The sequence below is a fragment of the Pseudenhygromyxa sp. WMMC2535 genome (genome assembly GCF_011083025.2).
Genome location: NZ_JABJWV010000001.1, coordinates 924,290 through 947,883, shown reverse-complemented (window position 1 = coordinate 947,883; position 23,594 = coordinate 924,290). Strand labels below are relative to the sequence as shown.

General features: G+C 73.4%; 2 protein-coding genes. One reads left to right on the top strand and one right to left on the bottom strand.

The annotated features are described in order from the left end of the window. Positions 1 to 10: 10 nt before the first annotated feature. Complete coding sequence (locus G6O69_RS03465; RefSeq protein WP_172302105.1) at positions 11 to 5,899, bottom strand: AAA family ATPase; 5,889 nt, start codon at positions 5,897 to 5,899, stop codon at positions 11 to 13. Positions 5,900 to 6,379: 480 nt separating this feature from the next. On the opposite strand from G6O69_RS03465, the gene G6O69_RS03460 reads away from it, so the two are divergent. Next, entirely contained in the window at positions 6,380 to 23,461 is a 17,082-nt protein-coding gene (locus G6O69_RS03460; protein ID WP_172302104.1) for a type I polyketide synthase, read from the top strand. The last annotated feature ends 133 nt before the right edge of the window (positions 23,462 to 23,594 follow it).

Genomic DNA, 23,594 nt, shown 5'->3' with positions numbered 1-23,594 from the left:
CGACTCGGAGCTACTCGTCGAGGGCCTCGCGGACCTTGCGGGCGAGGGAGTCGCGGGTGAAGGGCTTTTGCAGGAACGAGCGGGTGCCCGCGTCGACGCCCCTGCGCATGATCGAGTCGTCGGTGTAGCCCGAGACGTAGAGCACCGCCATGTCGCGGAACTTCTCGAGCACCTTGTCGGCGACCTCGCGGCCGCTGATCCCCGGGAGCACGACGTCGGTGAGCAGCAGGTCGATCCAGTCGCACTCGGCGGCGAGCTTGACGGCCTGCTCGCCGTCGGCGGCCTCGAGCACCGTGTAGCCCTGCTGGCTGAGGATGGTGCGCATCAGCTTGCGGACGCTGGCCTCGTCCTCGACCAGCAAGATTACCTCGCGGCCGTGGGGCAGGGCCTCGGACTTGGCGGCGTGGGAGGACTCGAGGCTGCCGCGGACCACGGGGAAGTAGACCAAGAAGGTGGTCCCCAGGCCGGGCTCGCTCTTGACCTCGATGAAGCCGCCGCTTTGCTTGACGATGCCGTGGACCGTGGACAGGCCGAGGCCGGTGCCCTTGCCCGAGACCTTGGTGGTGAAGAAGGGATCGAAGATCCGCTCGCGGGTCAGCGCGTCCATGCCCACGCCGGTGTCCTCGATCTCCAAGGTCACGTAGAGCCCGGGCTCGAGCCCGTCGTGGCGCCAGATCTTCGCGGGGCTGAGCTCGCTTTGTGAGGTCCGCACGCGGATCTCTCCACCGTGGGGCATGGCGTCGCGGGCGTTGACGACCAAGTTGAGCACGACCTGCTCGAGCTGCCCGGGGTCGACGCGGACCCAGCCGAGGGCGTCCTGGAGATCGAGCACGAGCACGAGGTCCTCGCCGATCAGCCGGCGGAGCATCTTGGCCATGGCGTTGACGCTCTCGTTGAGGTCGAGGACCCGGGGCTGGAGGACCTGCTTGCGGCTGAAGGCGAGCAGCTGCCGGGTCAGGCCGCTGGCCCGCTCGGCCGCGCTCATGATCTCGTCGAGGGCCTCGGGGGCGGGGTAGAGGCCGTCGCGGGCGAGCTCGGCGCTGCCGAGGATCACGCTCAGCAGGTTGTTGAAGTCGTGGGCGACGCCGCCGGCGAGGGTGCCGACCGCCTCCATCTTCTGCGACTGGCGCAGCTGGCCCTCGAGCTGGCGGTGCTCGGTGTCGTCGTTGCTGATCAAGGTCGCGCGCACGACCTCGTCCTGGCGGAGGATCGGGCTCACGCGCGTGGTCCACCAGCGCCGCAGGTTGGTCTTGGCCAGGACCTCGGCCTCGAAGCTGGCGTTCTCGCCGGTCTCGAACACCTCGGCGATCGCCTCGATCACGCGCTCGCGATACTCGGGCGCGAACAGCGAGGTCATCTGCTTGCCGAGCAGCTCGCGGCCGTCGGACTCGACGCCGCGGTTGATGAAGCGGATCCGCCCGTCGGCGTCGACGATCGCGATGTTGTCTGGGGCGTGCTCGACGAGTGAGCGCCACTGGGCCTCGCGGCTGCGCAGGGCGTCGAAGAGCCGGGCGCTCTGCAACGAGATCGCCGCCTGGGCGGCGAGGTGCTCGAGCAGCTCGAGGCGGTCGGGGGTGAACACGCCGGAGACCAGGCTGTTTTCCAGGTAGAGCACGCCGCCGACCTGGTTTTGGCTGAGGATCGGCACGCAGGCCACGGACAGGATCTTGTTGGCCGCGGCGAAGGAGTCGCTGGCCAGGCCGGCGTCCTCGCGGGCGTCGTTGATGATCCGCGACTCGCCGGTGCGCGCGACCAGGCGGACGAGCGAGGTCGGGAGCAGGCCGTCGGCGTCGGACAGGGGCAGGGGCTCGGAGATCCGCCCGGTCGAGCCCTCGCCGTTGTTCTCGACGACCACGTAGAGCGAGCCGTCGAGCTGCTGGATCAGCACGCCGCGCTGGGCCCCGGCGTTCTCGATCGCCGTGGCCAGGACCCGCGAGACCACGTCGTCGTGGCTCTGTCCGCGGGTGATCCCCAGGGTGCTCTTGAGCACGCTGGCGACGTCGAGGGAGGCGCTCATCGCCGAGGTCGTCGACGACACGGTCTCCTGGATGGTGTAGGGGATGGCCGAGTGCGAGCGGTCGTGGCGGAGATCGGGGAACTCCTGCTCGATCTGCGCGACCTTGATGGCGGCGCCCCAGGCCTCGTAGCCCTCGAGGGCCAGGCGCATCGGCGTCTGGGCGAGCTCCTCCCAGCCGCGGGCGATCATGAAGCCGGCGAGGCGCTCCCAGGCCAGGGCCTCGATGTGCGGGAAGGACTGAGCTGCCGCGCGCGCGGCCTGGCCGTAGAGGTCGAGGCAGCGCTCGTTGTGCCGTGCGTGGCGGGCGAGCTCGGCCTCGAGCAGGCGCACGTGAGGCCCGAGGTTGTCGGCGTAGACCGCCGCCCACTTGGCGAGCTTGCGGTGGTTGTTGCGCAGGGTCTTGAGCAGCCTGCGCTCGCTTTGTTCGCAGGGGCCGTCGAGGCACATGGCCGCGGCCATCGCCCGGTAGAACACGAACTCGGGGTAGAGGTAGAAGCCGAACAGGCCCTCCTGGGCGCTGCTGGCGATGCTGTCGGAGAGCGCGAGGGCGCGCTCGGGCTGGGCGAGGAAGATCAGCGGCTGGATCGCCCAGTTGACGGCCACGCAGCGCGGGTAGAGCAGCTCGAAGCTGTCGGGGTCGAACTCGCCTTGGGTGCTCAGGCCCTCGAGCAGCTCCGACATGCGCACGCGGGTCTGGGCGGCGCGGGAGAACTCGGACATGCCCGTGTTCGCGGCGAAGCGCGCGGCCTCCTGGGCGTCCCTGCGCACGACGTCGAGGGGGCGACCGAGGGCCGACTGGTAGGCGGCGCGGTGGACGATGGCGTAGGTCGCGTACTCGAGGTCGCCCTCGGCCAGCGCGAGCTCGAAGGCCGAGACCACGCCCTCGTAGCAGTCGGCGTAGGGCCGGGTCCAGTGCAAGCTGATCGCGTAGGCGAGCAGTACGGTGATGCCCTTGCGCTTCGCCCCGGGCTGGTGGACGAGCTCGAGGCTGAAGTCGGCGAGCTCGGCCGCGCCGTGGTGGTCGCCGAGCACCCCGGCCATCAGCATGCAGACCAACGCTAGATAGAAGGCGATGCTCGGGGTGCGCCCGACATGCAGGCTCTCGAGGGCGGCCTCGACGACGATCACCGGGACCAGGTTGCCGCCGACGACATACGCGGGCCCGACGATGCGCGCGAGCAGATCCATGCGCAGTTGAGCGACGGGATCTTCGCAAGGGGGCAGCTGATCGAGCTGCGCGCGGACCTTGGGCCGGAAGGCCCACTTGAGTCGGAGCAGGGAGACGAGCACCCGATGGACGCCCGGGGCGCGGGGAATTCGGACGCCGAGCTTGGCGAGGCCGGCGAGGCCCCAATGGATCGCGTCCTCCTGACGGCTGGCGATGGTGCAGGCTTCGAGGCGGATGAAGGCTGTCTCGGCGTACTCGAGGGGCTCGAGCGGCGCGGCCATGATCGCGTCGAAGAGCGTCGAGGCCTGCTCGTAGTCCCCAGCCAGGGACACGCAGCGCGCGTGCTGGACCCCGAGCGCGAGGGCGAGGTCGCGGTTGCTGCCGCGGGCACCGGTCGAGCTCTGGCCCTCGAGGATCTCGGCGCGGGTGACCGCGCGCAGGCCGGCCTCGAGGTGGCGGGCGGCCATCGCAGAGGCCGAGGCGCGCAGCCCCGCCTGACCCGCCTGGAGATCGAGGCTGGCGATCTCCCACAGCTTGTCGGGATCCTCCTCGCTGTCGATGGTCCAGTTGAGGTGATCGACGACGTCGTAGAGGCGCTCGGCGAGCTGGCCGTCGGGGGCGCCCTCGTGGAGGTAGCTGCCGATCCGCCGGTGGTAGGCCTGCTCGAGCACGGGGTCGAGCCAGTGGCGCGCGCCTTCCTCGATGCGGTCGTGGGTGAAGCAGACCTCGGAGTCGGAGAGCGCGAGCAGGCCCTCGTCGGCGAGCGCGGCGACGTGGGGCAAGACGTCGGCCGGGCGCATCTCGAGGGCCGCCGCGAGCCCGTCGATCTCGAAGCGGCTGCCCACGCAGGTCGCGGCCGCGAGGACCTCGCGCTGGGCCGGGGACAGGCGCGAGAGCTTGGCCTTGATCATCCCCAGGGCGTCGCCGGGGATCCCCGACTTGCGGACCGCGTCGGGGCTCCACGTCCAGCCCTCGGGGCCACGCGAGAGCGCGCCCTCCTGGGCGAGCAAGGTCAGCAGCTGGCGGATCAGCAGGGGGTTGTTGTCGGTCCGGCCCTCGAGCGAGGCCGCGAGCTCGCTGGCGTCGTAGCGGTCGACCTTGAGCGCGTCGCAGATCAGCTCGGTGACCGCCGAGGTCGACAGCGGCATCAGCGGGAGCTCGGCCACGCCGACCCGGCGGGCGAGGCCGGTGAGCGGGTGATCGTCCTCGACCTCGTCGCTGCGGTAGGCGCCGATCACCAGCAGGCCGCGGGCGTCGCTGGCCGTGACCAGCTGCTCGATCACGCGCAGGCTGATCGGGTCGCTCCACTGGAGGTCGTCGAAGAAGAGCACCACGGGGTGCGCGGGCGCTGCCAAGGTCGCGGCGAGGCGGCCGAGCGCGACGAGCAGGCGGTTGCGCGACTCGAGGGCGCCGAGCTCGACGGGGTCCGGCTGCGGGCCGACGAAGTGGACGAGCTCGGGGATCAGCGGGACGAGGACCGCGGCCGAGGACTCGAGCTTGGTGCGCAGCTGGTGGCGCCACGACTCGAGCCGCTCCTCGTCTTCGATCAGCAGGCGGCTGACCAGGCGCGAGAAGGCCTGGGTCACGCCGAGCAGCGGCACGTTGCTGCGAAACTGCTCGAACTTGCCGGTTGCGAAGTAGCCCTCGCGGTCGGCGAGCTGGGGCTGCAAGGACTGGATCAGCGCGGTCTTGCCGATGCCCGAGGGCCCGTGCAGGAGCAGCAGCTCGACGCCCCCGCGGGCCGCACGATCGAAGGCCACGGACAGGCGCCGGGCCTCGGCCTTGCGCCCGTAGAGGCGATCGGGGAGCTCGAGGTGCTCCGAGGCGTCGCCTTGACCCAGCTCGAAGGTGGGGATCTCGAAGCCCTGGCGGTCTCGCTGACAGCGCTCGAGATCGTGCAGCAGCCCGCGCGCAGACTGGTAGCGATCGATGGGATCTTTGGCGAGCAGCCGGGCGACGAGCGCGGACAGGACCTCGGGGACGCCGCGGCGACGCTGGCTCAGCGGGGCCGGCAGGCGCGCGAGGTGAGCGTGGACGAGCTTGAGCGGCTCGGTCTCCGTGAAGGGCGGCTGACCCGAGAGCATCTCGTAGAAGGTCGCGCCCAGGGAGTAGAGGTCGCTGCGGTGATCGACGGGGCGGGTGGTGCGGCCGGTCTGCTCGGGGGCGAGGTAGGGCAGCGTGCCCGAGAGCACCCCTGGGTCGTAGATCTCTCGGTGGTCGCGCTCGAGGGCGACGGAGATGCCGAAGTCGGCGAGGCAGACGTCGAGCTTGTCGCCGTCGACGAGCACGCTGGTCGGCTTGAGGTCGCGGTGGATCACGCGGCGCGCGTGGACCTCGACGAGGATCGCCGTGAGCTTGACGGCGATCGCCAGGAAGGTCTCGATGTCGAGCGGCCGCCCCTTCATGAACTGGTCGAGGTCGACCCCGGGGAAGCGCTTGAGGATCAGGACGTGCTGCTGACCGGCGCGCAGCAGGTCGACGGCCTCGACGGCGCCAGCGACTCCGAGCTTGCTGAGCAGGCGGTATTCGTGTTCGAAGTGCCCCTCGGCCGCGTCCTTGTCGGCGAGGTAGAACTTCGCGATCACCTCGAGGCCATCACGCTTACGGGTCGCGTGATAGACCGCCGTGCTCCGGGTCTTCCGAAGCAGCCGTTTTAGCTCGTAGCCATCGAGGAAACCTTGCGAGAGCTCCCTCCGCGCCTCAGCCTGCGTCATTACCCTCTTCCGCGGATGAGAAGTGTATCCCCCTTTTCCAGGGTCAAGAAGGGCTTGTGATGCGTCGATGCGCCGGGGCTGAGCGCGCGGGCAAGTTGCGCGGGCACGCCCCCGGGTCGGGCGTGTGTCGATGTCTAGAGGGGCGCGCCAGCGTCGAAGGCGCTAGCCCGCCATGGACGGAACCCTTCGCGCCGCCTCGCCTGGTCTGCGCGCCGACGGCTTCGTCGCCGAAACTCGCGGTACAACCGGTACAGCGGTGTTTGGGCTGCGGGCCGTCGATAAAAATACTGGCGCGAGTCGACGCGAACGCGCAGGTCATGAGTCATGCGGATTGAGCCGCGCGCGCCTGGGAACCGGGTCACCGCTTGACGCTCGCCGAATGTGAGGCAGGGTCATCGAAGTAAGCTTCTCAGCGTGAGTGGACGGGCAAGGAACGCCCGAAGCGAGTTTGACGCAAGCACTGCGATGGCTGATGCGCCGGTGAACCAATCTGCCCCACTGTGGCGGTGGATTCTCGAACAAGTTGCAAGCCTCCTCGACGTCCCCGTCGAGCGCATTGATCCACATACTCGCCTGCGAGATCAGGGCTTGGACTCGGTGCTCGCCCTCGCCTTGCTCGCCAAGCTCGAGGCTCGGGTCGGGCGCTCTTTGCCCAAGACGCTGCCCTGGCGCCATCCAACCGTGAGCGCGCTAGCGCGCTATCTGGAGGACGGCTCCTCGGGGTCTGTCGCCAGTGATCGGCCGGTCGTCACGGGCGAGCCCGTGGCGATCGTCGGGCTGGGCTGCCGCTTCCCGGGGGCGAACACCCCCGAGGCCTATTGGAAGCTGCTCCTCGATGGTGTCGACGCGATCACCAAGGTCCCGCTCGAGCGCTGGGACTCGGAGCGTTGGTACGACGCGGATCCGCAGGCCGCCGGCAAGGCGGCGACGCGCTGGGGAGGTTTCCTCGATCAGGTCGATCGCTTCGACCCGAGCTTCTTTGGGATCTCGTCTCGCGAGGCGCGCGAGATGGATCCGCAGCAGCGCCTCTTCCTCGAGGTCGCGTGGGAGGCGCTAGAGAGCGGAGGGGTGATCCCGCGCTCGCTGATCGACAGCCAGACGGGGGTGTTCGCCGGGGCGATGTGGAATGACTGGGACCGGGTCGTCGGCGACGATCCCACCCGCGTTCGCCAGCACAGCGCGACCGGTCACGACACGGGGATCATCGCGGGGCGACTGTCCTATCTGCTCGGCGCGCGCGGCCCTAGCCTGACGGTCAACACCGCCTGCTCCTCGTCGCTGGTCGCCGTGCACCTCGCGGTGCAGAGCCTGCGCCGCGGGGAGTGCACCCTCGCCCTCGCCGGCGCGGTCAACCTGCTGCTCTCGCCGCTGAGCTCCGTGGCGATGACCAAATTCGGGGCGATGGCCCCCGACGGGCGCTGCAAGGCCTTCGACGCCCGGGCCAACGGCTACGTCCGCGGCGAGGGCGTGGGCGTGGTCGTGCTCGAGCCCCTGTCGCGGGCGCTCCAGCGCGGGGCGCCGATCTTCGCGCTGATCCACGGCAGCGCGATCAACAATGACGGCTACTCCAACGGGCTGACCGCGCCCTCGGGGGAGGCGCAAGAGCAGGTGCTCTCGCGGGCGTGGTCCGTGGCAGGGATCGCGGCCGAGGAGGTCGACTACGTCGAGGCCCACGGCCCGGGGACCTACCTCGGGGACCCGATCGAGGCCGAGTCGATCGGGGCCGTGTTCGCGGGCGAGCGCGGCGAAGACAGCCGCCTGCTGCTCGGCTCGGTCAAGACAAACCTCGGTCACCTCGAGGCCGCGGCGGGCATGGCCGGGCTGATCAAGACGACCCTGGCGCTGCACCACGGCCTGGTCCCGCCCAACCTCCACTTCGAGACCCCCAACCCCAACATCGACTTCGAGCGCCTGCGCCTACGCGTCCCCACGCAGGTGACGCGCTGGCCGACGCGGGATCGCCGGCGCCTGGCTGGGGTCAATTCGTTCGGGTTCGGGGGGACGAACGCTCATGTTGCGCTGAGCTCTGCGCCGGGTGTGCTGGGCAAAGTCGCTCCTCTGGCGAGGAGCGATGGGATGAGCGTGGTGGCGACGGACGAGGCGAGGCCCTTGATCTTCGTCTTCCAAGGTCAGGGCGGGCAGTGGGCGGGTATGGGCCAGGCGCTCTTGCATCGAGAGCCGAGCTTTCGCACGGCGGTCGAGGCTTGCGACGCCGCGCTCGGCCCCGTCTTGGGGTGGTCGGTGTCGGCGCGCCTGTGCGAGGGGCAGTTCCTCGAGTCGCCAGCGGTCATTCAACCGCTGATCTTCACTGTCCAGGTCGCGCTATGTCGCACCCTCGCCAGCTACGGCGTCTCGCCCTCGGCGGTACTCGGACAGAGCATGGGGGAGGTCGCCGCGGCGCACGTCGCGGGGCATCTCTCGCTCGCGGACGCGGCGAGGGTGATCGGTACGCGAGCGAGGTTGGCCACCGATCGCCTGACGGGGGAGGGGGCGATGGCCGTCGTCGAGCTTGGTGTGGAGGCGCTGGCGACCTTGCCTGCGGGGCTTTCCATCGCGGGGGTCAGCTCGCCGCTGCGCACGCTGCTCGCGGGCGAGGCGGATGCCATCGAGGATGCCGCGCGAACCTGGGAGGCGCAGGGCGTGCGTTGCAGTCGCGTTCGGGTGACCTACGCGTCCCACTCACCGAGCGTCGACCCGATCCTCTCTGAACTCGAGCGCGCGCTCGAGGGGCTTCACCCGCGGGCAGGCTCGATCCCGTGGTGGTCGACGAGCGAGGGCGGATGGGTGGGGCCTCAGAGCGCGGATGCCCGCTACTGGGTGAGGAACCTGCGCGCGCCCTTCGACGTGGTCAGCGGGCTGCGTGAGCTCGGCCGTGAGCGCGAGCCGGTCTTCGTCGAGCTCGGCCCGCACCCGGTGCTCGGCTCGGCGATCCGCGAGTCCATCGGCCGGCCGGTCGAGGTCTTCGCCGGGATGTTCCGCGAGCAAGACGAGCACGCGGACTTCCGCGCGCTGCTCGACACGCTGCGAGCGCGCGGCCTGGTCGGCCCGGAGCACGAGCCGCGCTCGACCATCGTCCCGCTGACCGCGACCAGCAGCGAGGGCCTCGAGCAGGCCGCCCTCGCAATGCAGGGCTTCTTGGTCCGCAACCCACAGATCGGCGTCGAAGACCTGGGCTGGACGATGCTCGGCCACCGCCCGCACCATGCTCACCGCGCCGCGCTGGTCGTCGACGATCGTGAGCAGCTGCTGCGCGCGCTGGCGGTCCTCGGCGGTCAGGGGGCCGAGGGGCGGGCGCGTCTCGACGCTGGCGCCGACGATGGTGAGCGACCCGAGGCGCAGGGAGTCGTCGCCGACGGCAAGACGGCCGCGGGCGAGGGAGAGGGCGAGGGAGAGGGCGAGGGCGAGGGCGAGGGCGAGGGCGAGGGCGTGGGCGAGAGGAAAGCCGCGAGCGAGGCCGTGGAAGGGGGCTCGCCCGAGCGAGGCGCGGCGCAGCTGCGGCCGCGCAAGGAGCTCCCGGTGATCCACCGCGGGCGGACCCACGAGGGGGGCAACGTCGCCTTCGTGTTCCCCGGCCAGGGCGGGCAGTGGATCGGTATGGGTCGGCGCCTGCTGGTCAGCGCGCCGGCCTTCGCCGAGGCCCTCGAGGCCTGCGATCAGGCCCTGCGCCCGGAGACGGGCTGGTCGGTGCGCGAGGTCCTGCTCGGGCTCCCGCGCGCGCCCTCGCTCGAGCGCATCGAGGTCATCCAGCCGACGCTGTGGGCGGTGATGGTCTCGCTGGCGGCGCTGTGGCGGTCCTGGGGCATCGAGCCCGACATGGTCATCGGCCACTCTCAAGGCGAGATCGCGGCGGCCTGTGTGTCCGGGGCGCTGTCGCTGGTCGACGGCGCCCGGGTGGTCTCGCGGCGCAGTCGTCTGCTGCGGCGGATCGCCGGGCGCGGGACCATGGCCGCCGTCGGGCTCAGCCTCGAGGCGCTGATGGAGCTGCTGCCCGACGCGCTCAGCCTCGCCGTGGTCAACGGCGGCGAGAGCAGCGTGGTCGCTGGCGAGCCCAAGGCCGTGGCCGCCTGGGTCGAGGTCCTGCGCGAGCGCGGCGTGTTCGCGCGCATGGTCGACGTCGACATCGCCTCGCACAGCCCGCAGATCGATCCCCTGCGCGGCTTCTTGCACTTCGAGTTCCGCGAGCTCGAGCCTCGGCGCGCGCGCGTGCCGATGATCTCGACGGTCTTCGATCGCGAGTTCGCCGGCGAAGAGCTCGACGGCTCGTACTGGATCGAGAACCTGCGCCGGCCGGTGCGCTTCGATCGTGCGCTGCGCCGGGCGATCCAGTCCGGCGCCCAGACCTTCGTGGAGATCTCGCCGCACCCGATGCTCACCGGGGTGATCGAGCGCGGCCTGGCCGAGCTGGACCACCCGGGCACGGTGGTCTCGAGCCTGCGCCGTCAGCACGACGACCACGAGGTCCTGCTCGACTCGCTGGCCGAGCTCTTCGTCGCGGGCGTGCCCGTGACCGCGGACGCGGTGATCGAGCAGGGGCGGATCGTCCAGGCCCCGGCCTCGGTGTTTCGCCGCGAGCGCTTTTGGCCGCCGCCCGCCTCGGCGACGGCGGCCGCGGGCCCGCGGCCCACGGCCCACGGCGGCTGGAACCTCGAGCTCGAGATCGACCCCAACCGCGAGCCGTGGCTGGCGGACCACCGCGTCCACGGCGAGGTCGTGGTCCCGGGTATCGCGATGATCTCGTGGATGCTCCAGGTGCTCGCCCAGGCGCCGGGCAGCTGGGCGGTCGAGGACGCCGTGCTCGAGACCCCGCTGGTGCTCGAGGGCCGCGCGCGCACGCTCCAGATCTCGGCGCAGCGCGAGGACGAGGGCTACTCGGTCGAGGTGTTCGCGCGCAAGGGCGAAGGCTGGGTCCGCCACGCCAAGGCGCGCCTCGCCCTCGGGGTCGACTTCCCCGTGGGCGAGATGCCGATGCTCGACGAGGAGGCTGCCGAGCCCCCGCCCTACGCCGCGTGGGCCGAGCTCGGCAACGACTACGGGCCGAGCTTTCGCGGCATCGAGCGCTTTGTTCGGGTCGAAGATGAAGATGAGGGTGTGGGCGGGGGTGAGGGCAAGGGCAATGGCGAGGCAGGGGAGGGCGCCGGGGGGCGGGCCGCGCCCGGGAGTGAGCGGATCCTCGCCGACGTCGCGCTGTCCGAGGCCGCGGTTCACGAGGTTCAAAACGGCCTTCATCCGGCGCTGCTCGACGCGGCGGTCCAGACCCTGCTGCTCGACGCGCCCACGGACCGGGCCAACGCGCTGTTCACCGCTGACCTGCGCGTGTTTCGAGGCCGAGCGCGGCGGGTCCGGGTCGAGACCCGGCGCCCGCGCGGGCCGCTGGCTGGTGACATCACGATCTGGGATCGCAGCGACGGCGGGCTGGTCGCGCGGCTGAGCGAGGTCTCGCTGCTGCCCGTGGATCGCGAGGACCTCGACGCCGGGGCCCCGGCCGCGGCCCTCCAGCTGAGCTGGCGCCCCGAGCCGATCGAGATGGTCGGCCCCTCGGAGCGCTGCGTGGTCGTCAGCGACGGCCCGACGAGCTTCGCCGAGGGCCTGGTCGCGCAGCTGCGCGAGGCCGGGGCGGCGGTCGAGCTGGTCTCGCGCGAGGGCCTGCGCGGGGCGCTGTTCTCGGGCGAGGCGGTCCACGTGATCTCGCTGTGGGAGGCGCCCGAGGGCCCGGCCGACGTCGCCGCGCTGAGCCTGGCCGGGGCCGCCGTCGAGGAGCTGCGCGTGGTCGTCGACGCGGGCGCGCGCTCGACCTGGGTGACCCGCGGGGCCCAGGCGGTGGGCGGCCAGGGCGGGACGCCGGCCCTGGCCGCGCTGTGGGGGCTGGGCCGGGTGCTCCAGCGCGAGCACCCGGAGCTGCGCCACCGGCTGATCGACCTCGACGAGTCCTGCGCGCTCGCGCTGCTCTCGGACGCGCTGCTCGTCGACGACCGCGAAGATCAGGTCGCCCTGTCCGGGGGCCGCCGGCTGGTCCGTCGGCTCGCGCCGGTCCGCGACGCGCCCGAGTCGAGCTGGCCCGGCGGCGCGGTGCTGATCACCGGCGGCACGGGCTTCGTGGGCCGCCAGCTGGCGCGCTGGCTGCTCGAGCAAGGCGGCGCCGAGCAGGTGATCCTGGTCGGGCGCAGCGAGCCCTCGGCGGCGGCCCGCGAGCAGCTCGAGGATCTCGGCGAGGCCGTCCGCTTCGCCCGCTGCGACGTGACCGACGGCGAGGCGCTCGCGGCCCTGCTCGCCGAGCTGCCCCCGCTGGCCGGGGTGATCCACGGAGCCATGGCCCTGCACGACGCCCCGCTCGCGACCATGAGCGCCGCGGCGCTCGCCGAGGTCATGGCCCCCAAGGTCAAGGGGGCGGTGCTGCTCCACGAGCTGTGCCGCGACCACGGCATCGAGCGCTTCGTGCTGCTCTCGTCCATGGCCTCGGTGCTCGGCAACCCGGGGCAGGGCGCCTACGCGGCGGCCAACGCCTTCCTCGACGCCCTCGCCGAGCAGCGCCACGCCGCCGGCCTGCCCGCGCAGAGCCAGAGCTGGGGGATCTGGACCAACCAATCACAGCGCCTGCGCGAGCACGACCGCGAGCGCTTCCGTCGCTCGGGGGTCCGCCCCCTCGACGCCGAGGAGGGCGTGCAGTGGTTCGCCTCGGCCTGGCGCCTCGACGCCCCGCACCTGGTCCTGGTCCCCGTCGACTGGGATCAATTCTCGCGCGCGCTGACCTGGACGCCGCCGCTGCTCGAGGAGCTGGTCTCGAAGATCACCCGGCCGCCCGCGGCCCAGCACGCGAGCGCGGCCATCGACAGCGTCGCGGCCCTCGAGCGAGAGGTCGAGCGCGAGGTCCTGGCGGTGCTCGGGCACAGCGCGGACCGCCAGCTCGAGCGCGACGTTGGCTTCGCCGAGCAGGGCCTCGACTCGCTGATGGCCGTGACCCTCAAGGGCCGCCTCGAGCAGCGCCTCGACCTGCGCCTGCCCGCGACCATCGCCTTCAACTACCCCACGCTCACCCGCCTGGTCCGCCACCTGGCGAGCATGCTCGGCCTGGCCGCCGAGCGCCGGGTGACGCGTCAGGTCGTGGCCAGTGACCGCGCCGCGATCGCCGTGGTCGGCATGGCCTGTCGCTTCCCCGGGGCCGACTCCCCCGAGGAGCTGTGGTCGATGCTGCTCGCGGGCATCGACGCCGTCGAGCCGATCCCCAAGTCTCGCTTCGACATCGAGCCGTGGTACGACCCCGACCCCGACGCCCCGGGGCGGACCTACGCGCGCACGGCCGCGCTGATCGACGAGGTCGACGCCTTCGACCTGCCCTACTTTCAAATCTCCCCGCGCGAGGCCCAGACCATGGATCCGCAGCAGGGCCTGCTGCTCGAGGTCGGCGTCAGCGCCCTCGACGACGCGGGCCTGGCCGTCGACGCCCTCGCGGAGACGGCCACGGGGGTGTTCGTCGGCGCGCTCAACTACGACCACGGCGCGCGCTTGCTGGGTCGGGCGGACGCGGAGTGGGTCGACGGCTTCGTGGCCAGCGGCACGCGCAGCTCGGTGCTGTCCGGGCGCATGAGCCACTTTCTGGGGGTGCACGGGCCCTCGCTGACCGTCGACACGGCCTGCTCGTCCTCGCTGACGGCGATCCACCTCGCGGTCCGTAGCCTGCGCGCTGGCGAGTGCGACGTGGCGATCGCCGGTGGGGTCAACGCCCTGCTCTCGCCGCTGACCCTGGTCGAGCGCAGCAAGAACCGCATGCTCTCGCCCACGGGCCACTGCCGGCCCTTCGACGCCGGGGCCGACGGGATCGCGATCGGCGAGGGTTGTGGGGTGGTCGTGCTCAAGCGGCTCAGCGACGCGATGCTCGCGGGGGATCGCATCCGCGCGGTGATCCGCGGCTCGGCGCTCAACCACGACGGGCGCACGAGCGGGCTGACGGTGCCCAGCGGCCCGGCCCAGCGCGCCCTGCTGCGCGCGGCGATCGTCGACGCCGGGGTCTCGCCTGAAGAGGTCGGCTACGTCGAGGCCCACGGGACCGGGACCGCGCTCGGGGATCCGATCGAGCTCGAGGCCCTCGCCGGGGCCATGCGCCTGGCCGACGACACCCCGCTGTGGGTGGGCTCGCTCAAGGCCAACCTCGGCCACCTCGAGTCGGCCTCGGGGGTCGCCGGCTTCATCAAGGCCGTGCTCGCCCTCGAGCACAAGCTGCTCCCGCCGCAGATCCACTTTCGCCAGGGCAACCCGCTGATCCCCTGGGAGAGCACGCCGCTGCGCGTGCCCGAGGACGCGACCCCGCTGAGCTCGCACTACGCCGGGGTGAGCTCGTTTGGGTTCAGCGGGACCAACGTCCACGTGATCCTCGAGCGCGGGCTCTCGGCCGAGGAGACCCCGGCGGCGCCCCCGGAGCAGCCGCCGCTGCTGCTGCTCTCGGCCCGGGACGAGCGCGCCCTCGAGCTGCTGCGCACGCGCTGGACGGTGCTGCTCGCCGGGGATCACCCACCGCTGGCCGACCTGTGCTCGACGGCCGCCCACCGCCGGGCCCACCACGTGTGGCGGCTGGCGGCGGCCGGCGGCGACGCCCGCGAGCTGCGCGAGCGCCTGCGCGCGGCCCCGGCCGTCCGCGTCAACCGCTTCGCCGCGCCGGTGGTGTTCGTGTTCGCGGGCCAAGGCGGCGCGTGGCGGGGCATGGGTCGGGACCTGCTCGCGTCCTCCATGGAGGTCCGGCAGATCATCGAGGACATCGACGGCCTGGTGCTCAGCTTCGGCGGGGCCTCGGTGCTCGACGCCCTGCGCGACGCCGAGCTCGACGCCACGGAGCTCGCCCAACCGGCGATCTTCGCCCTCGAGGTCGGGCTGGTGACCTGGTTTGCGGCCCAGGGGATCCGCCCCGACGCCGTGCTCGGGCACAGCGTCGGCGAGCTCGCGGCGGCCTGGGCCTGCGGGGCGCTGCCGCTCTTCGAAGCCTGCCGGATCGTGGTCGCCCGCGCGGCCGTCATGGCCAGCTCGCGGGGGAGCGGGGCGATGCTCGCCGTCGGCCTGAGCGAGGCCGACGCGGAGCAGCTCGACCACGCGGGGGTCAGCGTGGCGGCGGTCAACGGGCCCTCGTCCTGCGTGCTCGCGGGCTCGCTCGCGGCCCTCGAGCGCGCGCGCGAGGAGCTCGAGGCCGCCGGTCGCTTCGCCCGCTGGGTGTCGCGGGACTACGCCTTTCACAGCCCGGCGATCACGGCCGCGAGCCTGCGCCTGCCCCAGCTCGTGGGCAGCGTCGAGACCGGGCCGGCCGAGGTCCCCTTCTACTCGACCGTCGAGGGCGGGCGCCGAGACGAGCCGCTCGACCTCGGCTACTGGGTGCGCAACATGGCCCAGCCGGTGCGCTTCGCCGACGCGGTCGCGGCCGTGGCCGCGGACATGGACGCGGTCTTCGTCGAACTCGGCCCGCACCCGGCGCTGCGCGTGCCCGTGACCCAGGCCCTCGTGGCCCGCGGGGTGGCCCACCACAGCGCGAGCGCGGCGGTCGTGTCGACCTTGCGCCGAGGGGGCCGCGGCGGCCTCGAGCTGGCCGAGGCCGCCGCGCGCCTGCACAGCCTCGGCGTGCCGGTGGCGCTCGAGCGCCTGGTCCCGCGGGCCGGGGTCGTCTCGCTGCCGGCCTACCCCTGGCAGCGCCAGCGCGCCCTCCCGCCCACGCCCGCGCGGGCGCCCGGCGAGCAGGCCCGGGCGCCTGGAAAGGTCCTGCGCGCGCCCCCGGGCTGGGCCGAGCTCATGCGTCTGGATCAGCCGCGGCCGACCTGGGAGGCCCACCTGGCCTCGCCGGGGCCGCTGACCGCCGGCGCCCTGATCTCGCTGCTCCTCGCCCTGGTCGACGCGCCGGTGATCGACGCGCTGCTGGCCGCGAGCGTGTCGGCGGTCGAGCGCGTCCACGTCGCCCGCAGCCGCGCCGGCGTCGAGGTCTGGGCCCGCGAGGTCGATGGTGAGGGCGATGGCGAGGGCTGGTGCGAGCTGCTCAATGCCAACATCGGGGCCAACATCGGGGCCAACATCGGGACCACGGCCCCGCTCGGCCCGTGGTCAGCGAGCGAGATCGCCTGGGAGCCCTGCGAGCGGGAGGTGCTCGCGGCCGAGCTCGAGCTCGTCGGGCATCGCCTGGGTGCGGGCGTCCTCGACATCGAGCGCGGCCCCTCGAGCTGGCGCCTGGGCCTCGACGGGGTCTCGCGCCAGCGGGCCTTCGAGCTGGTCCGCGCGCTGGCCTCGCTGATCCACGGTGAGCCCAGGACCCTGGGCGGCTGGGGGCGGCTGGTGGGGCGGGCCGCCGAGCTCGAGGTCAGCGCGCTGATCGTCACCCACACCAAGGTCGCGATGTTCGACGTCGAGGGCCGCGCGCTGCTCAGCGTCGAGGCCACGCAGTGGGAGCCGGACCTCGCCCCGCCGCCGGCCCCCGAGCAGCCCGAGCGCGAGCCGGCCGCGACCAGCTTGATCGCCGAGCTCGAGGCGCGGCCGAGCGGCGAGCGCGAGTCGACCCTCGCCGACTGGATCGAGCGCCGCGCCCGAGAGGCCCTGATGATCCCCGAGGAGCTGGCTCGCGACGAGGGCCTGTTCTCCCTGGGCATGGACTCGCTGCTCGCCGTCGAGCTGCTCGCGGCCCTGTCCAAGGGCCTGCGCGCCTCGCTGCCCAACACCTTGGTGTTCGAGCAGCCGACCATCGAGCGCCTCGCCCGGGCCGCGCTCGGCTACGCGAGCTTGCGCGCGTTCGAGACCCTCGCGCCGGCGCCGGGCGAGGCGGAGGACGGAGGGAGGAGGGCGCCCCGAGCCGAGGCTGACGCCGGGGCGCGCGTCGACGCGGCGCTGGCCGAGGCGCGCGCGCGGGCGGTGATCGTGCGCGAGGCCGAGCTCGAGGCCCGCGAGCGCAGCCTCGAGCTCGACACGGCGGTGGAGGACCGCCTGGCCGAGCCCATCGCGATCGTGGGGGTCGCCTGCCGGCTCCCCGGCGCCGACTCGCCAGAGGAATTTTGGCGCCTGCTAGAGGGGGGCGTCGACGCGGTCTCGACCGTGCCCGCGGATCGCTGGGACGCCGAGGCGTGGACCGACGCGGATCCGGATCACCTCGGGCGCATGGTGTCGGCAGCGGGCGCTTTCCTCGACGACGTCGCGAGCTTCGACCCGGCCTTCTTTGGGATCTCGCCGCGAGAGGCCGAGCGCATGGATCCCCAGCAGCGTCTGCTCCTCGAGGTCACGCATGAGGCCCTCGAGAAAACCGGTTGGCCGGCTGCGTTACTCAATGACACGCGCACGGGCGTGTTCGTGGGCATTGGCACCGAGGACTTCGCGAGCTTGCAGTTTCATGGCGGCCCGGCCGAGGCCATCGGCGCCTATGACTTCACGGGCGTCGACACCTCGGTGGCCGCCGGTCGCATCGCCCACACCTGGGGGCTCCAGGGGCCGTGCATGGCGATCGACACGGCCTGCTCGTCCTCGCTGGTCGCCCTGCACCTCGCGGCCCAGTCGCTGCGCCTCGGCGAGTGCGAGCGCGCCCTGGTCGGCGGCGTCAACGTGATCTTGGCGCCCGAGCTCGGCGTCTACCTCAGCCGCGCGCGGGCGATGTCGCCGAGCGGGCGCTGCCGGACCTTCGACAGCGCCGCCGACGGCTACGTGCGCGGCGAGGGCTGCGTGGTGCTCGCGCTGCGCCGGCTCTCGGAGGCCGAGCGCGCGGGCGACCGCGTGCTCGCGCTGCTGCGTGGATCCGCCGTGCTCCACGACGGCCGCGCGAGCGGGCTGACCGTGCCCAACCCCGCGTCGCAGAGCGCGGTGATCCGGGCGGCCCTCGAGCGCGGGCGCGTCGAGCCCAGGGAGGTCTCGCTGATCGAGGCCCACGGCACGGGCACGCCGCTGGGCGACCCGATCGAGGTCCGGGCGCTGGGCGAGGTGTTTGGCGGCCGCAGCGAGCGGCTGTGGCTGGGCTCGCACAAGACCAACTTGGGGCACCTCGAGGCCGCCGCTGGGCTGACGGGGGTGCTCAAGGTCGTGCTCGCCCTCGAGCGCGGCGTCGTCCCGCCGCACCTGCACCTCGACGCGCTCAACCCCGACGTCGACCTCGCGCCGCTGCGCGCCGAGATCCCCCAGCGCGCGCAGCCGTGGACGACCCGCAGCGGGCGGCGGATCGCGGGCGTGAGCGCCTTTGGGCTCAGCGGCACCAACGCCCACGTGGTCCTCGAGCAGGGCCCGGCCGAGGTGGCGGCGCGTCCTCGTTCGCGCGAGCACGGTTCGCGCGAGCACGAACGCGTGGGTCCGGGCGGGCGCGCGGGCGGGCGGGGCCCGTGGCTGCTCCCGGTCTCGGCCCGCTCACCCGCGGCCTTGCAGGTCCGCGCCGAGGCCCTCGCCGCGCTCGTCAGCGAGGCCGACGCCGACACCCTCGACGACCTCGCCGCGACCCTCGGGCGCCACCGCGACCACTACCCGCTGCGCCTCGCCGCCGTCGGCGATCCCCAGGCCCTGGCCGCGCGCCTGCGCAGCGGCGAGGCCTCGAGCGTGGCTCGGCGCCCGCGGCTGATCTTCTTGTTCTCGGGCCAGGGCTCCCACGCCGCGGGCATGGCCCGGGCGCTCTACGCCGACGAGCCGGGCTTTCGCGCGGCCTTCGAGGCGCTCGACGAGGCCTTCGCCGAGGTCCTGGGCTGGTCGCTGATCGAGGCGCTGCACGCCGACGAGGCCGACGCCGAGCTCGAGCGCGCCGAGATCGTCCAGCCGCTGCTCTGCGCCGTGCAGATCGCCCTGGCGCGGACCCTGGAGGGCTGGGGCGTGTGCCCCGACGGCGTCATGGGTCACTCCATCGGCGAGATCGCGGCGGCGGCGATCTCGGGGGCGCTCGAGCTCGGCGAGGCCGCGCGGGTGATCGAAGGACGCAGCCGCCTGGTCGCCGAGCAGGCTCCGCCCGGGGGCATGGCCCTGGCCGAGCTCTCGCGCGAGGAGGCCGAGGCGGCGCTGGCCGAGCTGCGCGACAGCCTCGGCAGGGACGGGGGAGGGGGGACAGGAGGGGGGACAGCAGGAGGGGGGACAGCAGGAGGGGGAGCCGCGCTCGAGCTCGCCGCCGTCAACGGGCCGCGCAGCGTGCTGATCGCCGGAGACATCGAGGCGCTCACGGCCCTCGGCGAGTCGCTGGCCGAGCGCGGCCGCTTCTTTCGTCGGGTGGCGATCGGCTACGCCTCGCACAGCCCACACATGGACGGCTTGCTCGGGCAGCTGCGCGAGGCGCTGGCCGACCTGCGCCCGCGGCCGACGGCGATCACCATGTACTCCACGGTCCGCGGCCGGGCCGTGGGCGGCGGCGAGTTCGACGCGGACTACTGGTGCGACAACCTGCGCGAGGGCGTGCGCCTCGACGAGGTCGTGCTCGATCTCCTCGACCGCGGGCCCGTGACCTTCGTGGAGATCAGCCCGCACCCGGTGCTCGGCTACGGCGTGCGTCAGTGGTGCGCCGCCCACGACGAGCGCAGCGCCTGCCTGGGCAGCCTGCGCCACGACCTCGACGATCGCAGCAGCCTCTTCGAGCTGCTCGCGCGGCTCTACGAGCGCGGTCACGAGCCCGACTGGGCGGCGCTCTATCCCGAGGGGCGCTTCGTCGATCTTCCGACCTACCCCTGGGATCGCCAGCGCTACTGGCCGCAGGTCCGGGCCCGCCGGGCCGCCGGCGCGGGCTGGACCGTGGCCGAGGCCCGCGGCGAGGGCACCCGCGTGCTCGCCCTCGAGCTCGCGGCCGAGGGCTGGCTGGCGGATCACCGCGTCGGCGAGCTGACGGTCGTACCCGGGGCGGCCTATCTGGTGTGGACGCGCGAGGCCCTGGCCGCGGCCGTGGGCGACGCGCTGCTCGAGGTCCACGGGCTGCAGGTCGAGGCGGCGCTGATCCTCTCGCCGGGCGAAGACGTGGCGGTGCAGGTCGTCTGCCGCGAGGTCGAGGCGCGCGCCTGGGAAGTGGAGGTCCTTTCGGCGAGCGAGGGCGGCTGGACCTTGCACGCGCGGGCGCGGGCGCGGGCGCTGGCGGACGGGGAGGCGGGAGCGGAGGCGAGCGGCGCACGGAGCCTGGCCAGGGCGCGGGCGCGCTGCGTCGAGCAGCTGAGCGGCGAGGCGCTCTACCAGCGCCTCGCCGAGGGCGGCCTGCCCTACGGCCCGGCCTTTCGCGGCGTCACGCAGCTGCACACCTCGGGGGCTGGCGAGGGCACAAAAGAGGCCGTGGCCGAGCTGCGCGCGACCGAGGTCGTGGCCGCGGCCGAGGGCCTGCACCCCGCCTGGGTCGACGCGGCCCAGCACGCCGTCGCGCCGCTGCTGCCGGCTGGTCGCTGGATGCCGGTGAGCGTCGAGTCCTTCGCGCTGCGGGGCGAGGTCCCCGTGCGCGTCAGCGTCCACGCCAGCTTGCGCACCCTCGCGGCCAGCGAGGCCGTGGCCGACCTGGAGATCCACACCGAGGACGGGCGGGTGCTGGGCCGCATGCGTGGCCTGAGCCTGCACCTGGTCGCGGCCGCGGCCGCGCCCAAGGACGAGCTGCGTCTGTTCGAGGACACGTGGATCCCCGCGCCCCTCGAGGGCGCGCGGGCGGGACGCGAGGGTCTCCAGGGTCGCTGGGTGATCTGCGGCGGCGAGCTCGACCTCGCCCGGGAGCTGCGGGAGCTGCTGCGCGCCCGCGGGGCCGGGCCGATCTCGTGTCTCGAGGGCGAGGCCGCCCTCGAGCTCGCGGGCGTCGAGCCCGACAGCCTCGCGGACGCGAGCTTCGTGCTCCTCGTCGACGGCCCGCTCGCGACCACCTGGAAGCCCCTGCGCGCGCTGGCCCGGTCGAGCGTGCAGCCGCGGCGCGTGGTGGTCGTGACCCGGGGGGCCTTCGCCGTGGGCGGGAGCGCCGAGATCGATCCCGCCGCCCGGGCGGCCTGGGGCATGGGCAGGACCTTGCGCCACGAGCTCCCGAGCTGGGACCTGCGCCTCGTCGACCTCGACCTCGACGGGGACGCGCGGGCGCGGGGAGCCCTGGGCGCGCTCATCGATGTCCTGGGCGAGGGGTCGAGCGGGGGGCAGGCGGACGCCGAGCGCGAGCTGGCGATCCGCGGGGGCGAGCGCTGGGCGGCGCGCTGGCGCGAGCGCCCGAGCCCGCCCGCACCGCCGCCGCGCTTCGCCGACGCCGGGGAGCGAGCCTTTTGCCTGCGCGCCGACAAGCCCGGGGATCTCGGCAGCCTCCGCCTGCGCCCGCTCGAGCGGCGGGCGCCCGGACCCGGCGAGGTCGAGATCGCCGTCGAGGCGGCGGGCGTCAGCTTCTCCGACGTGCTCAAGGCCCACGGCCTCTATCCGGGGGTCGACGGCCCGCCGGCGCTGGGGGTCGAGTGCAGCGGCCGCGTGGCGCGGCTCGGCGAGGGGGTCGAAGGCCTGGCGGTGGGCGACCCCGTGATCGCGATCCTCGACGGCGGCGGCTTCGCCAGCCACGCGATCGCCCGGGCGAGCCTGACCGCCCCGCGCCCCGAGAGCCTCGACGCGGCCGCGGCCGCGACCATCCCCGGCGTGTTCCTGACCGCCTACCACGCCCTCGTGACCCTCGCGCAGCTGCGCCCCGGAGAGCGCGTGCTGATCCATACGGCGAGCGGCGGCGTCGGTCAGGCGGCCGTGCAGATCGCCCTCGACGCGGGGGCCGAGGTCTGGGGCACGGCCGGGACGCCGCAAAAGCGGGCCGTGCTGCTCGAGCTCGGCTGCAAGGGCGCCTGGAGCTCGCGCACCCACGACTGGTACGCGGGCGTGCTCGCGGCCACCGGGGGCGAGGGGGTCGACGTCGTGCTCAACACCTTGCCCGGCGAGGACCTGCGCCTGGGCGTGGAGCTGCTGCGCAGCGGCGGGCGCTTCCTCGAGATCGGGCGCACCGACATCTACGCCAACCGCCGCCTGGGCATGCAGGTGTTCCGCAAGAACGTGGCCTTCTTCGCCATCGACATCGGCGCGCCGGCGCTGCTGGCCTCGGCCGAGCTCTCGCGCAGCTTCCACGAGCTCACCGCCCGGGTCGCGGACGGCCGCTACCGGCCCTTGCCCTGCTCGACCTGGACCATCGACCGCGGCCCCGAGGCCCTGCGCGAGATGGCCCGCGGCCAGCACACCGGCAAGCTGGTCTTGCAGGTCCGCGACGCCGAGGGGGCGGCCTCGCGGGTGCTGCTGCCGCTGCCGGGCTCCGTCGAGCTCGGGCTCTTTGGCGGGGTGTGGATGATCGTCGGTGGGACCGGCGGCCTGGGCCTGCGCAGCGCCGCGCTGCTCGCCGACGCCGGGGTCACGCGGCTGGTCCTCGTCGGCCGGCGGGCGCCAGCGGGCGCCGCGGAGCAGGCCATCGCGAGCTTGCGCGCGCGTGGCCTCAGCGTCGAGTTCGCGGCCTGCGACGTCGCGGATCGCAGCTCGCTCGCGGCGCTCTTGTCTGGCTACGAGCGCGAGCTCGAGGGCGTGATCCACTGCGCCGGCGTGCTCGACGACGCCCTGCTCCCGGACCTCGACGAGGCCGCCGTCGCCCGCGTGCTCGCGGCCAAGGTCGAGGGCGCGGCCAACCTCGACGCGCTCACCCGCGCGCTGCCGCTGATGCACTTCGTGCTCTTCTCCTCGCTCTCGGGGGTGCTCGGCTCGCCGGGGCAGAGCGCCTACGCCCTGGCCAACGCCTACCTCGACGGCCTCGCCGAAGAGCGTCGGCGGGCGGGGCTCCCGGCGCTGGCGATCGCCTGGGGCGCGTGGCGAGAGGTCGGCTTCGCGGCCGAGGACGCGCGCCGTGGCGCTCGCCTGGCTCGCCGCGGCCTGCCCTCGGTGGGCCCCGACGCCGGCGCCGAGATGCTCGCCCGCCTGCTCGACGACGAGACCACGCCGGCCTGCGTCAGCGCCACCCCCCTCGACTGGCCGCGCTACCGCGAGGCCCAGCCGGAGATGGCCGCCACGCCGCGCTTCGCCGCCCTCGATGCCGCGAGCGCGAGCGCGAGCGCGGGTGTCGGCGCTGGCGCGGGCGCAGCCAGGACTGAGCTCGGCGCGCTCTTCGAGGCGGGCCTCGGCGCGCAGGAGCGCGAGCGCCGAGTCGAGGCCTGGATCCTCGAGCGCGCCGCGGGGGTGATCGGGGTCTCGGCCGCGCAGATCCGCCGTGACCAGCCCCTCGCCGAGCTCGGCCTCGACTCGCTGATGAGCCTCGAGCTGCGCAACCAACTCCAGGCCCTGGTCGACGCCAAGCTCCCGAGCACGCTGCTCTTCAACTATCCGACGATCGCCGCCTTGGCCGGTCACCTGCTCGAGCGCGCGGGGGTGGGCGATGACGCATCGACGAGCGCGGGTGAGGTTCGCGAGCGCAGCGAAGAGAGCGCGAGGGAGGCTGGGCTCGAAGCCGCGCTGAAAGACTCGACGCGAGATGTGTTCGAAGACGACGCGCTCTCGGCCGCGCTCGAGGCCGCACTCCTCGCGGAGCTCGATAACGCCCTCGAATACACCGCGCGAGCGAGCGCGCGAGGAGCCGCGAAGGCCACGCCAAGCAGTGACGATGAGGTCATGGCTGCGCTCATGCGAGAGCTCGCGGAGCCGATGCCCTGAGCGGGTCGCTGCTATGTCGCGAGGGCCTCGACTCGGTGTAACCTCGCCTGTCTTCGCTCGAGTTTTCGTGGCTTTGAAAGTCCATGGTGCACGCTGAAATCGAGGCCTGCCCCGGGCTCGACCGCCCCGCTCG